General features: G+C 32.5%; 15 protein-coding genes. 8 read left to right on the forward strand and 7 right to left on the reverse strand.

What is annotated here, in order from left to right:
* Positions 1 to 277 precede the first annotated feature (277 nt).
* Positions 278 to 1,126, forward strand: a complete 849-nt coding sequence (locus I6U48_RS27735) for a 3-hydroxybutyryl-CoA dehydrogenase (RefSeq protein ID WP_218323753.1) — start codon at positions 278 to 280, stop codon at positions 1,124 to 1,126.
* An 88-nt stretch (positions 1,127 to 1,214) separates the two neighbouring features.
* On the opposite strand, the gene I6U48_RS27740 is transcribed toward I6U48_RS27735, so the two are convergent.
* Together I6U48_RS27740 and I6U48_RS27745 are read right to left on the reverse strand one after the other, a co-directional pair.
* Positions 1,215 to 1,862 carry an MFS transporter gene (locus I6U48_RS27740; RefSeq protein ID WP_218323754.1) on the reverse strand — a complete coding sequence of 216 codons (648 nt, stop codon included), beginning with the start codon at positions 1,860 to 1,862 and terminating at the stop codon, positions 1,215 to 1,217.
* Positions 1,863 to 1,980: 118 nt separating this feature from the next.
* On the reverse strand, positions 1,981 to 2,949 hold the full coding sequence (locus I6U48_RS27745) for an NAD(P)H-dependent flavin oxidoreductase (protein WP_218323755.1): 969 nt from the start codon (positions 2,947 to 2,949) through the stop codon (positions 1,981 to 1,983).
* Between the two features lie 143 nt (positions 2,950 to 3,092).
* Between I6U48_RS27745 and I6U48_RS27750 the strand changes: the two genes are divergently transcribed.
* A complete protein-coding gene (locus I6U48_RS27750) occupies positions 3,093 to 4,655 on the forward strand; it encodes a PucR family transcriptional regulator (protein WP_218323756.1) in 1,563 nt (520 codons plus the stop codon).
* 539 nt (positions 4,656 to 5,194) lie between these two features.
* On the opposite strand, the gene I6U48_RS27755 is transcribed toward I6U48_RS27750, so the two are convergent.
* The 4 genes from I6U48_RS27755 to I6U48_RS27770 form a co-directional block, all read right to left on the reverse strand.
* On the reverse strand, positions 5,195 to 5,560 hold the full coding sequence (locus tag I6U48_RS27755; protein ID WP_218323757.1) for a TetR/AcrR family transcriptional regulator: 366 nt from the start codon (positions 5,558 to 5,560) through the stop codon (positions 5,195 to 5,197).
* Between the two features lie 459 nt (positions 5,561 to 6,019).
* Positions 6,020 to 6,454, reverse strand: coding sequence for a MarR family winged helix-turn-helix transcriptional regulator (locus tag I6U48_RS27760; protein ID WP_218323758.1), 435 nt, complete (start codon positions 6,452 to 6,454; stop codon positions 6,020 to 6,022).
* Positions 6,455 to 7,001: 547 nt separating this feature from the next.
* Positions 7,002 to 7,811: a MarR family winged helix-turn-helix transcriptional regulator gene (locus tag I6U48_RS30395; protein WP_312891150.1), complete on the reverse strand. Its 810-nt coding sequence runs from the start codon at positions 7,809 to 7,811 to the stop codon at positions 7,002 to 7,004.
* A gap of 67 nt (positions 7,812 to 7,878) precedes the next feature.
* Entirely contained in the window at positions 7,879 to 8,037 is a 159-nt protein-coding gene (locus tag I6U48_RS27770) for a hypothetical protein (protein WP_218323759.1), read from the reverse strand.
* Positions 8,038 to 8,581: 544 nt separating this feature from the next.
* On the opposite strand from I6U48_RS27770, the gene I6U48_RS27775 reads away from it, so the two are divergent.
* The 6 genes from I6U48_RS27775 to I6U48_RS27800 all read left to right on the forward strand — a co-directional run bounded on the left by I6U48_RS27775 (position 8,582) and on the right by I6U48_RS27800 (position 15,762).
* Positions 8,582 to 9,358, forward strand: a complete 777-nt coding sequence (locus I6U48_RS27775; RefSeq protein ID WP_312891151.1) for an IclR family transcriptional regulator — start codon at positions 8,582 to 8,584, stop codon at positions 9,356 to 9,358.
* Between the two features lie 172 nt (positions 9,359 to 9,530).
* Entirely contained in the window at positions 9,531 to 10,418 is an 888-nt protein-coding gene (locus tag I6U48_RS27780; RefSeq protein ID WP_218323761.1) for a dihydrodipicolinate synthase family protein, read from the forward strand.
* Between the two features lie 19 nt (positions 10,419 to 10,437).
* Positions 10,438 to 12,405: a YjhG/YagF family D-xylonate dehydratase gene (locus I6U48_RS27785; protein ID WP_218323762.1), complete on the forward strand. Its 1,968-nt coding sequence runs from the start codon at positions 10,438 to 10,440 to the stop codon at positions 12,403 to 12,405.
* 219 nt (positions 12,406 to 12,624) lie between these two features.
* Positions 12,625 to 13,962 carry a GntP family permease gene (locus I6U48_RS27790; RefSeq protein ID WP_218323763.1) on the forward strand — a complete coding sequence of 446 codons (1,338 nt, stop codon included), beginning with the start codon at positions 12,625 to 12,627 and terminating at the stop codon, positions 13,960 to 13,962.
* A gap of 63 nt (positions 13,963 to 14,025) precedes the next feature.
* Entirely contained in the window at positions 14,026 to 14,580 is a 555-nt protein-coding gene (locus I6U48_RS27795; protein WP_218323764.1) for a carbonic anhydrase, read from the forward strand.
* A 36-nt stretch (positions 14,581 to 14,616) separates the two neighbouring features.
* Positions 14,617 to 15,762 carry an iron-containing alcohol dehydrogenase gene (locus I6U48_RS27800; protein WP_218323765.1) on the forward strand — a complete coding sequence of 382 codons (1,146 nt, stop codon included), beginning with the start codon at positions 14,617 to 14,619 and terminating at the stop codon, positions 15,760 to 15,762.
* Between the two features lie 144 nt (positions 15,763 to 15,906).
* On the opposite strand, the gene asnB is transcribed toward I6U48_RS27800, so the two are convergent.
* Positions 15,907 to 17,748, reverse strand: coding sequence for an asparagine synthase (glutamine-hydrolyzing) (gene asnB, locus I6U48_RS27805; protein WP_218323766.1), 1,842 nt, complete (start codon positions 17,746 to 17,748; stop codon positions 15,907 to 15,909).
* Positions 17,749 to 18,199: the final 451 nt, after the last annotated feature.

Here is an 18,199-nt window from a genome sequence, read left to right on the forward strand (position 1 = left end):
CATGCTAGGTGCCACCAATTTTGGATGCCATAGATAATTGACAGAGGACATAGGACAGAGGACAGTGAAGGTGAGTTTTCTTCCTTACGTCAGAAAACTAATTTATTTCTTGGGGATTCGTTTCGCTAATGCGAAACATCAATGGTTTAATTAAGCATAGCTTAATTAAACCTTGTTTTACCAGAAGTGAAATTAAAGATTTTTCGTAGCATCGCGGAGAAAAATCCTCCTTCACTGTCCTCTGTCCTCTAAAAAAGTTTCGGGGAGGATAACTATTATGAAAAAGATATGTGTACTTGGCGCTGGAACTATGGGAGCAGGAATAGCTCAAGCTTTTGCTGCTAAAGGACATGAAGTAGTGCTAAGAGATATAAAGGATGAATTTGTCCAAAGAGGGATTACAGGAATAAAAAAGGGTCTTTCCAAATTAGTAATTAAAGGCAAAATGACTCAAGATGATGCAGATGCCATAGCTGGTAGAATAACAGGAACAACAAATTTAAATTTAGCAACAGATTGTGACTTAGTAGTTGAAGCTGCTGTTGAAAACATGGAAATAAAGAAACAGATATTTGGTGAACTAGATAAAATATGCAAGGCTGAGACAATTCTTGCTTCAAATACATCATCTTTATCAATAACTGAAGTTGCGTCAGCAACAAATAGACCAGACAGAGTTATAGGAATGCATTTCTTTAACCCGGCAACTATCATGAGGCTTGTAGAAATAATAAAAGGTATGGCTACTTCCGAGAAGACTTTCGATGCTATAAAAGAGTTATCAATAGCTATTGGGAAGGAGCCAGTTGAAGTAGCAGAAGCTCCAGGTTTTATCGTAAATAAAATATTAGTACCAATGATAAACGAAGCAATTGGAATATTAGCAGAAGGAATAGCTTCGGCAGAGGATATAGACAAAGCTATGATGCTTGGAGCTAATCACCCAATGGGGCCGTTAGCGTTAGGTGACCTTATAGGTCTAGATGTATGTTTAGCTATAATGGATGTTCTATATAAAGAAACTGGAGATATAAAATATAGGGCACATATATTATTGAGAAAATATGTGAGGGCTGGGTATTTAGGAAGAAAAACTGAAAAAGGATTCTTTGATTATAAAAAATAAGACTATAAGTTAGAGAGGCTTTAATGCATGCTGCATAATCTTTAGCTGTCCAAAGCAAGAAGTTTTAAATTTGTGTTATTTAAGAGGTTTAAATTTTTTTATATTCATTTCCTATAGATGATAGCAGCATAGAGATCAAATCTATTTTGTTTTTTGTTATTTCCATTGCTGTATCCCAAAAAAACATCCCACCAACAATGCAAATGAGCACAAATGGTATCAACAGAACAAATAATGCTCTCCATATAAAAAACTGTAGAACCATACCAGAGACAATAGGTCCTAAAGACGGTCCTATCAGTATAGCACCCGTGCATAAACTCATTGCGAATCCATGTTTTTCAGGTGGATTTATACATAGTGCAGTATTGACCATTATCGGTACCAGCAAGCCAGTTCCTATAGCCTGTATCATCCTGCATAACAATAATATTGAAAACACATGAGATATTGACGCAAAAATAGTTCCAATCAGAAAAAATGACATGGCTCCAACATATAATTTTTTTGTTGTATAAGTATGTAACAAAAATGCTGTTGCTGGAACCATAATTGCTACAACTAAAACATATCCTGTAGACAACCATTGTATAGTAGTGGCGGATACCTTTAATTCATTCATCATATTGCTTAGTGCAACATTTAGTATTGTCTCATTAAACAGCGATAAAAATCCTCCAAATAGCAGCAAAGCCATCATTGCATTTACACTTTTTTTCTTTTTAATATCGTACATCAGTTTACTCCTTTTATGCAATATATAGATATGTTGATATAAAAAACCATCTAGATTTTTTCATAAACAGAAAAAATCTGATGGTATCTGATGCAACAATAAAACCCAAATTATAAATTTAGATGTACTGTGAAGCATTAGACAAGATTGACTTGTATTCACCAATTAATTCTTCCATGATTTCCTTTGTACTTTGCTTTTTATTTAGGATTCCTACAATCTGACCAACCACAACAGAGCCTTCCGTATCGACATCACCGTCTACTGCTGCCTTATGCAAGGAACCAGAACACAATTCCTGGATCTGTTTTGCTAATTCCTCTCCATAATACTGCTTTTCTACATTCAAAACTTTTTCAGTAAGGCTGTTAGCAAGTCCTCTGACTGCGTCATTCACAGTGGTACCAGTAAGCACAGTATCTCCTTCTTTTGCTTCAATAATTGCATTTTTATAGTTTTCATGAACTGGACATTCATCTGCTAATAAGAAGCGGCTTCCAATCTCCACGCCTACAACTCCAAGCATAAAGGATGCTGCAATCCCTCTTCCGTCTGCAATTCCACTGGAGTTAATAACCGGAATGTTCACTGCATCTACAACCTGTGGAATTAAAGAAAATGTACCTGTAAAGCCATAGATATGTCCTCCGCCGTCAGCACCTTTAACAGAAACGAAATCAGCACCTACCTTTTCATAAACAACTGCGTCTTCAACAGAAGATGCTTTTCCAATAATTATAATTCCAGCTTCTTTCAATTTGTTTGAAAAATCTGATAACGAATGATAAAATGCTGGCATGGTTTCCAATTCTACAACGGGAACTTTTTCTTCCAATATGATATTCAATAATTCCTTTGCATATGGAACTGCTGTAATCAGATTACAACCAAAGGGTCTATCTGTTAATGTTTTTATCCTTTTAATTTCTGCACGGAAAATCTCAACAGGTGAAAACCCAATGCCCATAATGCCAAGTCCTCCTGCATTTGATACAGCAGCTGCTAGCTCACTATCTGAAGCCCATGCCATTGGACCTTGTATAATTGGATATTGAATTCCTATTTTTTCACATATAATATTCTTCATTTTTTTCCTCCTTATTATTTAACCACTTATTTTATTTTTTATTGTATAATAATTATAGCAAACAAATTTTGAATGGTATTCGTACGAAATAACTCAAAATATATTCTTTTTTCATATACTTTGTACAATCAAGAGGTGTTATAATGCAGATTACTGTTGATAAATTACTTAAGCAGCTAGAAAATTTTCAACCCATATGTAGAATAATGAAAAACAATTCCTTTTCTATTACCTCTGTCTGTTTTTTTACGAAAGATACAAATTTTACAAATACTGAATTTCTTTACATAGGATATGCATCTGAACTTTTGTCAGAAAACTCCTTTGAAGATCCTATTCTCATGATTTGTATAGAAGATATTCCTATTTCAGAGAATTTTAATCATTTAAGGGGGATATATCTTATACGACTTTTAGCTGATACAAATATTCTTTCAGTCTATAACACTATAAACACCCTTTTTGATGAAGATATTTTAATAAAAAGTTTTACTGAAAAATTGTATCAGTCTATTGTGCTAGATTTTGATATTCAGGCAATTTGTGATCTTTCAGCTACTTTCTTGCAAAATCCTCTTGTTGTACTAGATAACAGTTTAAAGCATATAGGAATTTCTTCTGATGTAGAATTGGAAGATCATATTTGGATGGATCAGCAAAAAAATGGAAATTTTGTTTCCGAACATTCTATAGGTCTGATTACCAAACAAACGGAATATAAAAAAGATTATTACAGTACAGAACCAGTTATCTTACCAAAAGGTGAACTAAAATATCCAAGGATTATCAATCATATTTTTGTGAATCACAAGCCAGTTGGAACCATTGTTATATTTGAAGTTCATAAAAAATTTAAGAATATGGATTTATACTTTGCTAAAATGATTTCGGATGTTCTTTCTTTAAGAATGAAAAACGACTCTTTTGTTTTATATTCCAAGGGAGTAATCTATGAACATATTTTCTATGATTTGTTAAATGAAACAATCAGTTCTTCTGCTTTGTATGAAAGGATTCAATCACAAAACCTAAATATTAAAGATGATATATATGTAATAGCTATTGATATCAGCGAATTTGACCAAACATATAAAACTTTGCAATATTTCAGAAGTTTGCTAGATGAGATAATCCGAGATGGAAAATCAGTCATATATGAGAATTATATTGTCGTAATTATTATGCGCAAAAGTAATACTTATCTGTCAGAACTAGAAATCAATGAAATCAATAATTTTTGTGGGAAGAAAAAGCTTTACGCCGGTATCAGCAAATGCTTCCATGATGTATCTAAACTAAAATTTTACTTTGAACAGGCGATTACATCACTTCAATTAAATCGAAAATTAAGAAAAGTGCACAAGCTTTCTTTTTATGAAGAATTTACGACAGACCATATGATTGATATTGCTTTTAAAAATATAGACCTTAAACAGTTTTGTGATGAAAGTCTGCTAAAGCTAATTGAATATGATAAATTTAATAATACTACTTTTGCGAGTAGCTTGTATGAATTCTTAATTCATGAAAGAAATCTGGCACATACAGCTAAAGCTCTACATATGCACAGAAATACCCTGATTTATCGCATAAATAAAATTCAGGAAATTACAAATCATGATTTAGAGAATAGCAACTATCGTTTCAGACTTCTGTTATCTTTTAAGATTCTTTCTTTTTTAGAAAGTATTGATTTTACTAAGTAATGTCTCCATTATATTGTAGTATTAAGACATGAAAATATAGCAAAATTTCAATATATATATTATAAGATAGGTGCTAAGCGTAAGAGGCTGAATCTAAGATGTTCAGCTTTAAAGTCAATGCTCAATGATATAAAAAATGTTAGATTTAATAGTCATAGTAATCGTGTAATTCATACTGATGGAGAATATGATTTCTAGATACAATTATTTAAGCAAGAAAATAAGAAGTAATAGAATACCTGTAATAATGTATTAATAGATGAATTTGAAGGGTTATGTTAATTTCCTAAATTCCAAAACTCATCTTTAAATGGATCCATAAAAGATTGAATGTCGAAATTATTTCTTAAAGTATTATAGATACCATTCAACATATATCCTTTCATTAAACACTCCAGTTCTTCAAAGGAAAAAGGACTTTCATCTGCCCAATAGATAAACCTGTCTACGTGATATGAAAGGGTCATATCAATGATGGCAATTTTTTTTCTTATCAAAATCTTCGGCGGTAAATTGAAAAATTTGTTTAAGCTTTTGCTTTAATTTATTTTTGTAGTCCATTGCAAATTCAGCCTCTTTCTGCTCACGTACAAGGACATGGAGATAATCGTGGTTCTGTTGAAATAAAGAGCATAGAGATTACCAGCGAAATTAGACATATCTGCGTCTGTTTCTATGCAAGCTGTGTTCATATAATTTAAGGACTGCATGAGAGAAGCTTCTATGTGTTCCAGAATGGCATAAACATCCTGATAGTGAAGATAAAAGGTTGCTCGATGAATGCCACAAGCATCTGTGATACTCTTAACGGTAATTTTTTCGATTTTTTGAGTTTTGTATAGCTCCCAAAAAGCATGGATAATCTTATCCTCAGTATGTTTTCTGGCTTTGTCATAGGTTCCCATTTCAAATCCTCCTTTAAAACACGACAGTATGTCTATATTTTAACTAAGTTTATTAAATTTCAAGTAGAAAGTTAAGAAAAAACTAACAGTTAAAAATTATGCTGTAAGAAATATTTTAATAAAAATTAGGACAACATAGATGATATTTATTACTATGATTAAAGATTAATGAATGTTATTTGTTGCTATAGTTTAGGAGGTATGGGAGATGAAAATTGATAGTATTTTATACAAATAGTAAATAAGTCTGCATCCTTTTGAAAGCAGGCTTATTATTATGGGATTCATTAATATCAGAATTAAAATATTCGAATAAAGATTGTTACGGTAGAAAATATATGAACTTGCAGTTTGCGAAGTATTCTCACCACCTCGATGCGTGAGACACCAACTGCGAAATCTATTTTTTCCTGATTCATAACGATTCTGTTTTTAGAATGAATATTAAATAAAAACAAATCATTCTAGCATATCGCTAATTGAATGATTAAATTTTTTTAAAAGCAGTCCGAATATTTTACATTCTTCATCAGACCAATTTTTTAGAAGTTCTGATACTCTCATTAACGCATGTTGTTTATAGAAGTTAAATTCCTTCTGTCCCAATTCTGTTGCTTCGAGAAAATAGGCTCTTCTATCTGATGTATCAGCTATTCTAGATATATATCCCTTTTCCTCTAGTCCTCTTACCTGTCTGCTTATTGTAGAGATGTCTAAATGTAATTCATCCGCCATAGCTTTCACACTAGCATTTTTCTCATATATTATTGTATGTAATAAAAGATAGGCTGCTCTATCAAGGTTACCAATTTTTTTATAAGTTGAAACTGATGCTAAAAAGCGTTGTAAAACTGCCATTTCAATTTCAATGTTTTCTAAAGCCTGATGATCCATATTTTATTACCTCTCTTTATCTTGCACTATAATATATATATTAACATAATATGACTCGTTTTTAAAATTATAAAAATTTTAATCAAAACAACATTATTGACAACGATTGAACAAGTTGTATAATGAAGTTACATAGTTGCATCATACAACTTAAGAGTACAATAAATTTCCGGTACAATTTATTTGATAAAATTATGACTTATGTAAGCGATGGTGATATCATGCGATATATTGGCAAATATGAGAATATAGTAGTGGATTTTTTCTAATATACTGCCATTATAAAGGATGATGATGAATTTGAGGATATTGTTGCTATTCTAGTGAAAAAACATATAAAGAAACTACCTGTATAGTATAATGGAGTGTTAGTTGGAATTATTAGTCGTGGTGACGTAATCAGACATTCCTTTGAGGCGATACTTTAATATTATATTATTAGGTCAAGTTCAATGTGAATTATGAAATTTAATATCTCAAATTGACTATAGGATTGACATTTCTAAAAATATACAGGCCTATAGTCAGTCTTAAAATAACTAATATTTTATTTCCAATCATTGTTTTCTAATAATAAACTAAACTGCTTTAGTCCATAAATAATTTTTTCTACTTCTATTGGTCCCATTTTTATTATTCCATTATATATTAAATTATAAATAAATAGCTTTTTCATATCATGTATATTATTATTTTTTTTAAAATCTTCAGAAATTGACAATCTTACAGTTCTACGATTATCTTTGGGTATTTCTCTAATTACAACTCCTTTATTATATAAACGATCTACTATACCTGAGACAGTACTTTTGGTTAACATAACATGTTCGCTTAACTCATTTAAAGTTATAGATGGTGTTTCGTATAAATAAAAGATTACCCGAAGTTGAGGTGGAGTAAATCCATATTTTTTTACAACTTTTTCTGATTTACTTCTAATGGTTTTTTGAATACTTCTAATTGCATCTGTTATTGTATCTGCTTGCTTAATTATAGATTCATCATTTTGCCACTGCAACTCCTCCCTTGATACCATTTTTATCACCTTCCCTATCTGTTTTAAGATTTTTTTCTCGCTACTCATAAATAAAGTCAAAATTATAGCGACAACTACTATGGCGACAATTACATAAATAGCTACTTGTCCTTGCACCATTTTAGCCAATTGAGACGATGCCATCCCTTTATCATTACCATGTGGCAAACCTATATGCATATATAATTTCGTTAGCAACCCTATAGCATCATTAGATGTTTTATTGTAAACAGTTATTTGTTCTGCTAGTTTTGAATAATTATAATTTGTTTGTGATTGTATAATTACTGCAGAAGTCAGCATAATAAGTCCGGTTTTCATAGATGTATATACTCTTATGTTCTGCAAAAATAAAGGAAGTATTAGTATCCTCCCATCAATGCTATCATCAAAACAGATACAGTAAAATAAGTTTCCAGTCGATTTTTTCTATAATTAATCCACCTAAGGTTGGTCCTATTGCAGGTGTTGCTATGGCGGTTATTCCATAAACGTCAAGTGCAAGGCTCATCTTTTCTTGTGGAAATATTTTGTATACTATAGCCATGCCTAAAGGCTGCATCAATTTTTATGGGTATTCTTTGAACTACCTTATATCTAATATTGTTTGTGTGTGAATAGTTGTATTTTACCACTTAATATTTACCAATTCAACAATGTTTTCTATGTGACTCATATTAGCATGTGAATAATTATTTTATGAGTTTATAAGAAATACTTGTATTAGAAGAAGTATTTTAATAACTTAAGGAGTTTAGATTAACCAAAAGAGCGATGAAGAATTCTTTCAAGGGAAGGTATTTGTATAAATGGCTAATTAAAAACGTTTAAACATGTGATTGACAAGAAAAAAGAATTTATTTATAATGTAAATAATATATGGAATGGTATTTCATATATAGAATGAAAATGTTGATTGTTATAGAAATTATAAAAGAGTTCAAAGTCATAATTCTGGGATATAAGAAACTCTATGTCTTGCAAGTGTAATTAATTTGTGAAAACATTTAATTAAATGATTGACAAATAAAGAAACAAAATGTACAATGGGGGCAGGATATGGAATGATATTCTATATACAGAATGGCGAGGTGGATTGTTTGAACAAAGCAATTTTGAGAGGATTAGAAATTTTAAAGTTTGTTGGGGAAAGTGAAGAACCTGTTACAATAGCTGAACTAAGCAGATATTTAGATATCCCTAAGACTAGTGTGTTTAATATTGTAGGTGCACTTGTTGAGAAAAACTATCTGTCAATAAAAGATAAAAAATTAAAAAGTTATGAACTAGGGATTGGAGCTCTTGAACTTGGAACATTATACATGAATAAAGCTGAATTGGTAAATATTTCAGATCCAGTTTTAAAGTGGTTAGTTGATAATGTTTCTGAGACTGTATTCTTAGCAGTAGCGAATAATGATGAACTTATATATATAAATAAGAAAGAATCCAAGAATTCTTTAAGGACAACAGGTAATTTGGGATCTAGAAATCCACTATATTCAACAAGTTTAGGTAAAGCCATTTTAGCTAGTTATAGTGAAGTTGAGGTAAATAGATACATTGAACATGTTAAGTTGCTTCCACAAACAGAAAATACAATTATAGATAAAGAGGCTCTGTTAGAAGATTTAAAAAAGATTAAACAAAGAGGTTATTCTATATCAGATGAGGAAAATGAAAAGGGCATATACTGTATAGCTGCTCCTATATATAATAGTAAAGGTAAAGCTATAGGTTCATTATGTATTTCTAGCTTAAAGATAAAGGTAGATGATAAGCGTACAGAAATACATAAAGATTTTGTTATAAAAGCTGCTTTAGAAATTTCTCGAAAACTAGGTTATACAAAGGATAGGTTATATTAATTTATAAGATGACACTTAATGTCATCTTATAAATTAATATTCCAAATATGAAATGGCGTTCTTAATACGGATAGATTATATTAATTTATAAGATGGCACTGAGAGTCATCTTATAAATTAATGTTCTATATATGAAACGATATTCTTAATACAGAATGAAAGGAAGGGAATTATGTTTAAAGGAATTTACACACCAATGATTACTATTTTTGACAATGAGGGAGAAGTTGATAAGAAATCTGTAAGAGCTTTAGTTGAAAAATTAATTTCTGATGGAGTGGATGGAATCGTTATCTTAGGTTCTATAGGAGAGTTTTATAACTTATCTCCAGATGAAAAAGCTGAATATATAAAGTTTATAACTGAAACTGTTGCTGGAAGGACTAAAGTAATAGTTGGAACAAGCAGTAACAATATAAAGGAAGTTATAGAATTAAATAAATGCTCAAAAGAAGCAGGAGCAGATGCCGTATTAATTGTAACTCCATATTATTTTAGTTTAAATGAACATTATGTTTATGAGTATTATGGAACTATAGCCCAAAATACAGAATTGCCGATTTTACTTTATAATTTTCCGGCTAAGACTAATACAAATTTATCGCCAGATTTAGTTTTAAAATTAGTAACTGAGTTTGAAAATATAGTTGGTATAAAAGATACTACTGATTCTATAAGCAATGTAAGAAAATTCGTTGATAAAATTAAGAGTGTCAGAAAAGATTTCTCTATACTTTCTGGATTTGATGAATATTTGATTCCTAACTTACAAGTAGGTGGAGATGGAATTATAGGAGGTTTATCTAATATAAATGCTAAGTTATTTATAGACACTTATAAAGCTTTTATGGATAAAGACTTTGAAAAAGTATCTGTTTTACAAAAGGATATAAACAAATTAATGAAACTTTATGATTTAGCAGATCCTTTTATAGTAGCAATGAAAGAAGCAGTAAGGATGACTCTAGATTTAGACTTTAATACATCTCTAAGAAACTACACTATTAAGGTAGATGAAATTGTTAAAAAGAGAATAATAGATACTATAAATTTAAAATAAAGAGAGGAATGATTAAGTTATGTCATTAAAATCAATTTTTGGTGAAGAAAAATCATCTTTATATGAAATTAATACTCATGCAGAAGGACCAGAAGGTTCACTTCCACTTACTCCAGAATTGTTGAAAAATTCACCTAGCGGTAACATATTTGGAATGACTTTAAATGCTGGTATGGGATGGGAGCCATCCACGCTTCTAGGTGGTGATGTGTTTATACTTAGTACTATGGGTGGAATTCGTGATAACGATGGCACTCCAATTGCTGTAGGATTACACACAGGCCACTTTGAATTGGGAGTACAGATGAGAGCAGCAGCTGAAGAAGTAAAAAGACTAGGAGGAGTTCCTTATGCTGGATATGTTACAGACCCATGTGACGGCCGCAGCCAAGGTACAACTGGTATGTTTGACTCACTTCCTTATCGTAATGATGCGGCAATGGTATTCCGCCGCATAATTCGTTCATTGCCAACGCGTCGTGCAGTAGTGGGAGTATCTGCCTGCGACAAAGGTTTGCCTGCTATGATGATAGCACTAGCATCTATGCACGATTCGCCAACTATTATTGTTCCTGGTGGATCAACACTTAGAGCTAAAGAAGGTGAAGACGCAGGAACTATTCAAACTATAGGAGTTAGATATGCTAATGACCAGCTTTCATTTGAGGATGCTTGCCGACTAGGATGTAAAGCTTGTGCTTCTGCTGGTGGTGGATGTCAGTTTCTAGGAACAGCCGGCACTTCTCAAGTTATTGCTGAAGCATTGGGATTAGCATTACCACACTCTGCACTAGCACCTTCTGGTCAACCAATATGGGAAGAAGTTGCTAGACAGTCAGCTAAGGCTGCTTTAGACATGGCAAACAACGGAATAACTACAAAGGATATTATTACAAATAAAGCAATTGAGAATGCTATGGTAATTCATGCTGCTTTTGGAGGATCAACAAACTTACTTCTCCATCTTCCAGCAATCGCACATGCTGCTAATTGTAGTATACCTACTGTAGAAGATTGGGCAAGAATTAATAAAAAAGTGCCTCGTTTAGTAAGTGTTCTTCCTATTGGACCAGTTAACTATCCAACAGCCAGTGCATTTTTAGCAGGAGGAGTTCCTGAAGTTATGCTTCATTTAAGAAAGCTTGGATTGTTACATGAAGATGTTCTTACAGTTACAGGAGAAACACTTGGAGATAACCTTGACTGGTGGGAAAAATCTGAAAGACGTAAAAAATGCAGAGAGCGCTTAGTTGAAATTGATGGAGTAAATCCAGATGAAATTATTATGAATCCAACTCAAGCAAAAGAAAGAGGTCTTACATCAACAGTAACTTTCCCTATAGGAAACATTGCTCCTGAAGGTTCAGTTGTAAAATCAACAGCTATTGATAAATCTGTTATAGATAGTGATGGAGTATTTAGACATACTGGAAAAGCTAAAGTTTTCACTTCTGAGAAAGAAGCTATAAAAGCGCTTAAGGATATTGGAAGAATTAAGGCTGGAGACATAATGGTTGTAATGGGTGGAGGTCCGCTTGGAACAGGTATGGAAGAGACATATCAATTAACTTCTGCTTTAAAACAATTATCCTTTGGCAAGCATGTTTCTTTAATTACAGACGCACGTTTTTCAGGTGTTTCTACAGGTGCATGTTTTGGTCATGTTGGACCTGAGGCGTTGTCAGGAGGTCCTTTAGGGAAATTGAGAGATGAGGATATTATTGAAATTATAGTTGATACTAATAAACTTGAAGGATCAATTAATTTCATTGGTACTGAGGATAACAAGCTTTCATATGAAGAGGCAGCTAAAGTATTAGAAGCACGTGAACCTAATCCAAGACTTAGACCTGATGAAGATCTTCCAGATGATACAAAATTATGGGCAGCACTTCAATCCATAAGTGGAGGAACTTGGGGTGGATGTGTATACGATGTAGATAAAATCATTGAAGTAATTGAAGCAGGTAAAAAAGCTTTATATTAATTAAAGAATAATCTATGTGAGTTCGGTGGAATTTTATGTGATGTTTCCAATCATGAAAGCATTAAAATTACGATAACTTTTCGCCGAACTTATATTAAAAATTATTTCAAGGTTTGTTAAAAAAGAAACAAATTTATGTTTATACATTACTAATGTAATTGAAAAGATATTTATTTATCAAATTAATAATAAATAATATATTTTAAGGAGTGTTTTATTATGAGTAGCGTAACATATTTAGTTCTTTGTCTATTTATTGCAATTGGCTTAATAGTATTTCTTATTATGAAAACAAAGTTAAGTGCATTTGTTGCCTTGACTATCTCTGGATTGACTCTTGGTATTTTAGCTGGTATGCCTTTTGATAAAATTGCTACATCCTTTCAGACAGGGATGGGGAATACATTAGGTTTCCTTGCGACTGTTTTGGGGCTTGGAACAATACTTGGAAAGATGCTTGAGGTTTCAGGTGGAGCACAGCGTCTTGCGAAGACATTAATTACTGCTTTTGGTGAAAAAAGAGCTCATTGGTCAATGATGCTTGTGGCATTCATATGTGGTATTCCTGTATTCTTTCAAGTTGGTTTTGTTTTATTAATTCCAGTATTATTTAGTGTTGCTAAACAAACAAAAATGTCATTAATTAAAGTAGGAATTCCTGTAGTAGCAGGTTTAGTAATAGTTCATGGATTGGTACCTCCGCATCCAGCTGCTTTAGCAATAGTTGGTACTCTTAAGGCTGATGTTGGAACAACTATTATATATTCACTACTTATAGGATTACCTGCCGCAATAATTGCAGGGCCTGTTTTTGGTAATATAGTTTCAAAATACGTTACTACTAATCCGCCTGAACAACTTTTTAAAGATGAGCTTATATCAGATGAAAAATTACCTAAGTTTACAACCACTCTAGTTACAATTCTCTTGCCTATGATAATCATGGTTGTAAAGACTATTGCTGAACTAACATCACCTAAAGGGGCTTCTTATCTGCCTATAGTAGCATTTATAGGGAATCCAATCACAGCTCTTTTAATTTCTGTAGTTGTTTCATATTTTACCCTTGGTATTTTTAGAGGAATGAAAAAGGAAGATTTATTAAAAATAACTGACGGTTGTTTTGGACCAGTAGCTGGTATTTTGTTAGTTATAGGTGCTGGTGGAGCCTTTAATCAAGTTCTTCAAGACAGTGGAATAGGAAAGGCATTGGCAGGAGTTCTAACTAGTATTCATATGAACCCTATAATTCTAGCATGGATAATTGCTCTGATAATGAGATTTGCAGTAGGCTCAACTACAGTTGCAATGGTGACTGCAGCTGGTATAATATTACCAATTATGCCTAATTTTCCTGGCCTTAATCCTTCATTATTATGTGTAGCTATTGGTGCAGGAGGTGTTGGACTTTCACATGTAAACGACTCCGGATTCTGGATAGTTAAAGAATACTACGGAATGACAGTACAAGATACCTTTAAAACATGGACAGCGTGTACAACTATAGCTTCTGTTGTTGCAGCTATGGGAGCGTTACTATTTAGTATGTTTGTTTAAGTGTAGGATAAAGCAACTTTTTATGGAGAAATATTGCTAGGTTATCGACAAGGAGGGATATATATGTGCAACTTGATTAAAGTATCAGATGAGTCTGAAGTATTTTATAAATATAAAAATACTCCAGTAGAGAAACTACTTAAGTACCATAATTTTGGATATACTGTCGAAAAGCCGTCTAAAGCTGAAATCCTAGTAGGTATGTGTATGGATAACAGGAACCAGCTTAGAATTCCAAATAATTTTGCATATATTTTACGTACGGGTGGAGGAAATATGCGCTCTATTGAGTTTAAAATATCCTATGCAATTGCTATGGGAGGAGTAAAATGTGTTGCTTTAATAGGGCATAATAACTGTGGGATGACTAATCTAGTATCGAAAAAAAAGAAGTTTATAGAAGGAATGGTTAACAATGCAGGCTGGTCAGAGAAACAGGCAGAGGAGCATTTCATGAGTTTTGCTCCAATCTTTGAAATAGAGAATGAAATAGAGTTTTTAGTAAGTGAAACTAAAAGGCTAAGAGAAAAATATCCGAAGATTCTTATCGCTCCTCTTTTCTATAGTGTAGAAGATCATTTTCTATATTTATTAGAGAACGACAAGGATATGTTCTAATCTAAAAATTACAAATATTAAAGGAGAGTATTTATTATGAGTATTTATTATGTTCCACCAATCAATCTTTTAGGAAAAGGTTGTCTTAAAGAAGCGAAAGGGCCAATTAAATCATTAGAAGCAAAAAAAGCATTTGTAGTTAGTGATAAGTTCCTTACTTCTAATGGAACAGTTAGAAAGGTCACTGATATGTTGGAAGAAATAGGGGTTTCATATGTTATTTATAATGATGTAAAGCCTAATCCAACAGTAAATAATGTAAATAATGGTTTAAAGGTTCTTAAAGAAGAAAACTGTGATATTGTTATTACAATTGGTGGTGGATCACCACAAGACTGTGGTAAGGCAATTTCTATTCTTGCTACAAATGGTGGAGTTACCAAGGATTATGAAGGAGTAAACAAGACAACTAAAAAATGTCTTCCTATAATCGCTATAACAACTACAGCAGGTACTTCTGCAGAAGTTACTATTAACTATGTTATTACTGATGAAGAGCGTCATGTAAAGATGATTATGGTTGATACAAATTCTCTTGCAGCAATTACTGTAAATGATCCAGAGCTAATGATAGGAAAGCCCGCAGCTTTAACAGCAGCTACAGGTATGGATGCTTTAACTCATGCTATCGAGGCAGTGGTTGCAAAGGGAGCTTATGATGTTACCGACTCTACTTCTTTATATGCTATTAAGGAAATTTTTGAGTTTTTACCAAGAGCTGTTAAGGATGGCAGTGATATAGAAGCTAGGGAGCAGATGTGTTATGCTTGTTTCTTAAATGGAATTGCTTTTAGCAATGCTGGTTTAGGTAATGTTCATGCTATGGCTCATCAGCTAGGAGGATTATATGATTTGCCGCACGGTGTATGCAATGCCATGCTCCTTCCTTATGTTGAAGAAGAAAATGCTAAGGCTGCACCAGCTAAATTTCGTCCAATTGCAGAGGTTATAGGCATGAATATAGCAGATAAATCTGATGAAGAGTGTGTTGATTTTGTAATTGGTCAGATCAAGGCTCTTTCAGAAGAAGTTGGTATTCCAAAGTCTTTAAAAGAGGTTGGTGTAGATAACCCTGACTTAGACAAGCTTGCCGAATTTGCTATGAAGGATGCTTGTGCAGGTGCTAACCCTGTATTTTTCGATAAACAAAAATTAATTGAATTATTCAAGAAGATTGTTTAAATATAAATTCTTTTCATTTGATAAACTTTATAATGTATAGTTTATAACATCCCTACATTTAGGGTAATTGGAGAGGAAATTAATAAGTTATGAAAAGCATGTGGTCTAGAACAGTAGGTTGTAAGATCCACATGCTTTGTTTTTTTAAAGTTCTATTTTAACCTTATACTCCTTAAGCCATTCATTAACCTGTACTAAATAAGCCAATAACTGAGGACCTCTCATAAGCTGTCCAAACCAAGGAGCTTTAAAGGAAGAACCACCAGTTTCTATTAATAACTTAATAGCTCGTTTGTCAACTAAATCAAGTATTGGAGAAGATTTGTCTTTCATTATACCTCTCATCCAATCTTGAACTATTTTTGTGTATTTAGGATTATGAGTTTTAGGATAAGGACTCTTTTTTCTGTCTATAACATCATCAGGAAGAATTCCTTTTAGGGCTTTTCTTAGAATACCTTTTTCACGATTATTACAGAACTTAATTTCAGATGGAATATTAAAGGCATATTCTACCAATCTGTAGTCTGCAAAAGGAACTCTTACTTCAAGACTGTTAGACATACTCATTCTGTCTTTCCTATTTAATAATGTTATCATAAACCACTTCATATTAAGATAAAATAATTCCCTCATACGATGCTCAAGATTGGACTCACCATCTAAGTGAGGTACTTGTTTTATAGATTTTTGGTATTCTTCATTTAGATAACCTTCAATATCTAGGGACTTAAGCTGAGGTGATAACAATAGTTTTCTTGCTCCAACAGATTTAGACCAAGGGAAGGTATCTGCATAAATATCTTCAGGTCTTCTATACCAAGGATATCCACCGAAAATTTCGTCTGCACACTCTCCTGATAGTGCAACAGTAGCATTTTTCCTTATTTCCTTACAGAACAAATACAAAGATGAATCAATATCAGCCATTCCAGGTAAGTCACTAGCCTTTACAGAATCTACAAGAGCATTAGCTAAATCTACGCTGTTGTTGATAATATTGTGATGATTACTGCATATATATTTTGACATTTTTGTAGCCCATTCTTTATCGGAAGTAGGTTCAAATTCATTGGATTCAAAAAATGCATCATTATCTTCATAATCTATTGAATATGTGTCTAAGGTTAAACCTTTCTTTTTAAATTCAAAAGCTGCTACTGCTGAAATGACGCTGGAATCTAAGCCACCAGATAAAAAAGTACAAACTGGAACATCGGCAACAAGCTGTCTTTTTATTGCATCAGTTAAAAGATTTCTGACATGTTCAGCAGTAGTGTTTTCATCTTCATTATGAGGTATACATTTTAATTTCCAGTATTCCTTTAATTTTGCTCCATATTTATCATAGATTAAGTAATGAGCAGGTGGAACTTCGTATATATCTTTAAAAATACCACTGCCTAAACTTCGAGCAGGACCAAGAGCGAAAATTTCAGTTAATCCTTCTCTAGTTAGTACAGGTTCAACATAAGGGTGTGCAAGTAACGTCTTGATTTCAGATCCGAATATAAGAGAGTCGCCTTTAATAGTATAGAACAAAGGTTTTACACCTAGAGGGTCTCTTGCCATAAATAATCTGTTATCTGATTCGTCCCAAATTGCAAAGGCATATATACCATTAATGTATTTTACACAATTAATGCCCCAGTGTATATATGATGTTAAAAGTACTTCAGTATCCGAATAAGACTCGAAGGAATAACCTTCAGCGAGTAGTAGCTTCCTTAAATCTTCTGTGTTATAAAGTTCACCATTATATACTATAATATATTTGTTTCTTCTTACTGTCTTAATCATAGGCTGAGCGCCACCAGTTGGATCTACAACTACAAGCCTTCTGTGTCCGAATAGCACATTTTGAGAAAGAAAGAAACCTTCATCATCTGGGCCTCTTTTACTTAAAGTTTTTGTCATACCTTCAATAATTTCTTTTTCCTTTGAAATATCTTTGCTAAAATTAATCCAGCCAGCAATTCCACACATTCTTGTTCCTCCAATTGTTATTTCTAATGTAATAAATTTGTTATAATTTATAATTTATGCTATAAGGGATTTATTTGTTACAAAGTTGAACTTGTGCATAAGTCAAGAATCTGCTCTTGCTGGTTATATAGGGTTTAATACCAGAAAATTAATTTATACGCAGGGATATGTTTCCAAAGCTGAAGGCACATATAAAAACTTTTTAATCAATCTTAGCGAAGTATTTTAGAAAGTCTTAGGACTGTTGATATGTTTGAGGCACGAGTTTATCAATGGTTCTTAGACTTTCAAAATACTGAGCTTTAGATTGACAAAAAGTTTTTATAGTGCTGAAGCTTGGAAACATATGCCGGAGTGTAAGTTAAGAGGATAAAAGAGAAGATGAAAATCAATGCAGCTTTGATAGCGGATTCTGATATTTGATTTTTTATTTGGGCTATTTTAGGTAAAA

Source organism: Clostridium thailandense (assembly GCF_019207025.1).
Taxonomy (GTDB): domain Bacteria; phylum Bacillota; class Clostridia; order Clostridiales; family Clostridiaceae; genus Clostridium_AM; species Clostridium_AM thailandense.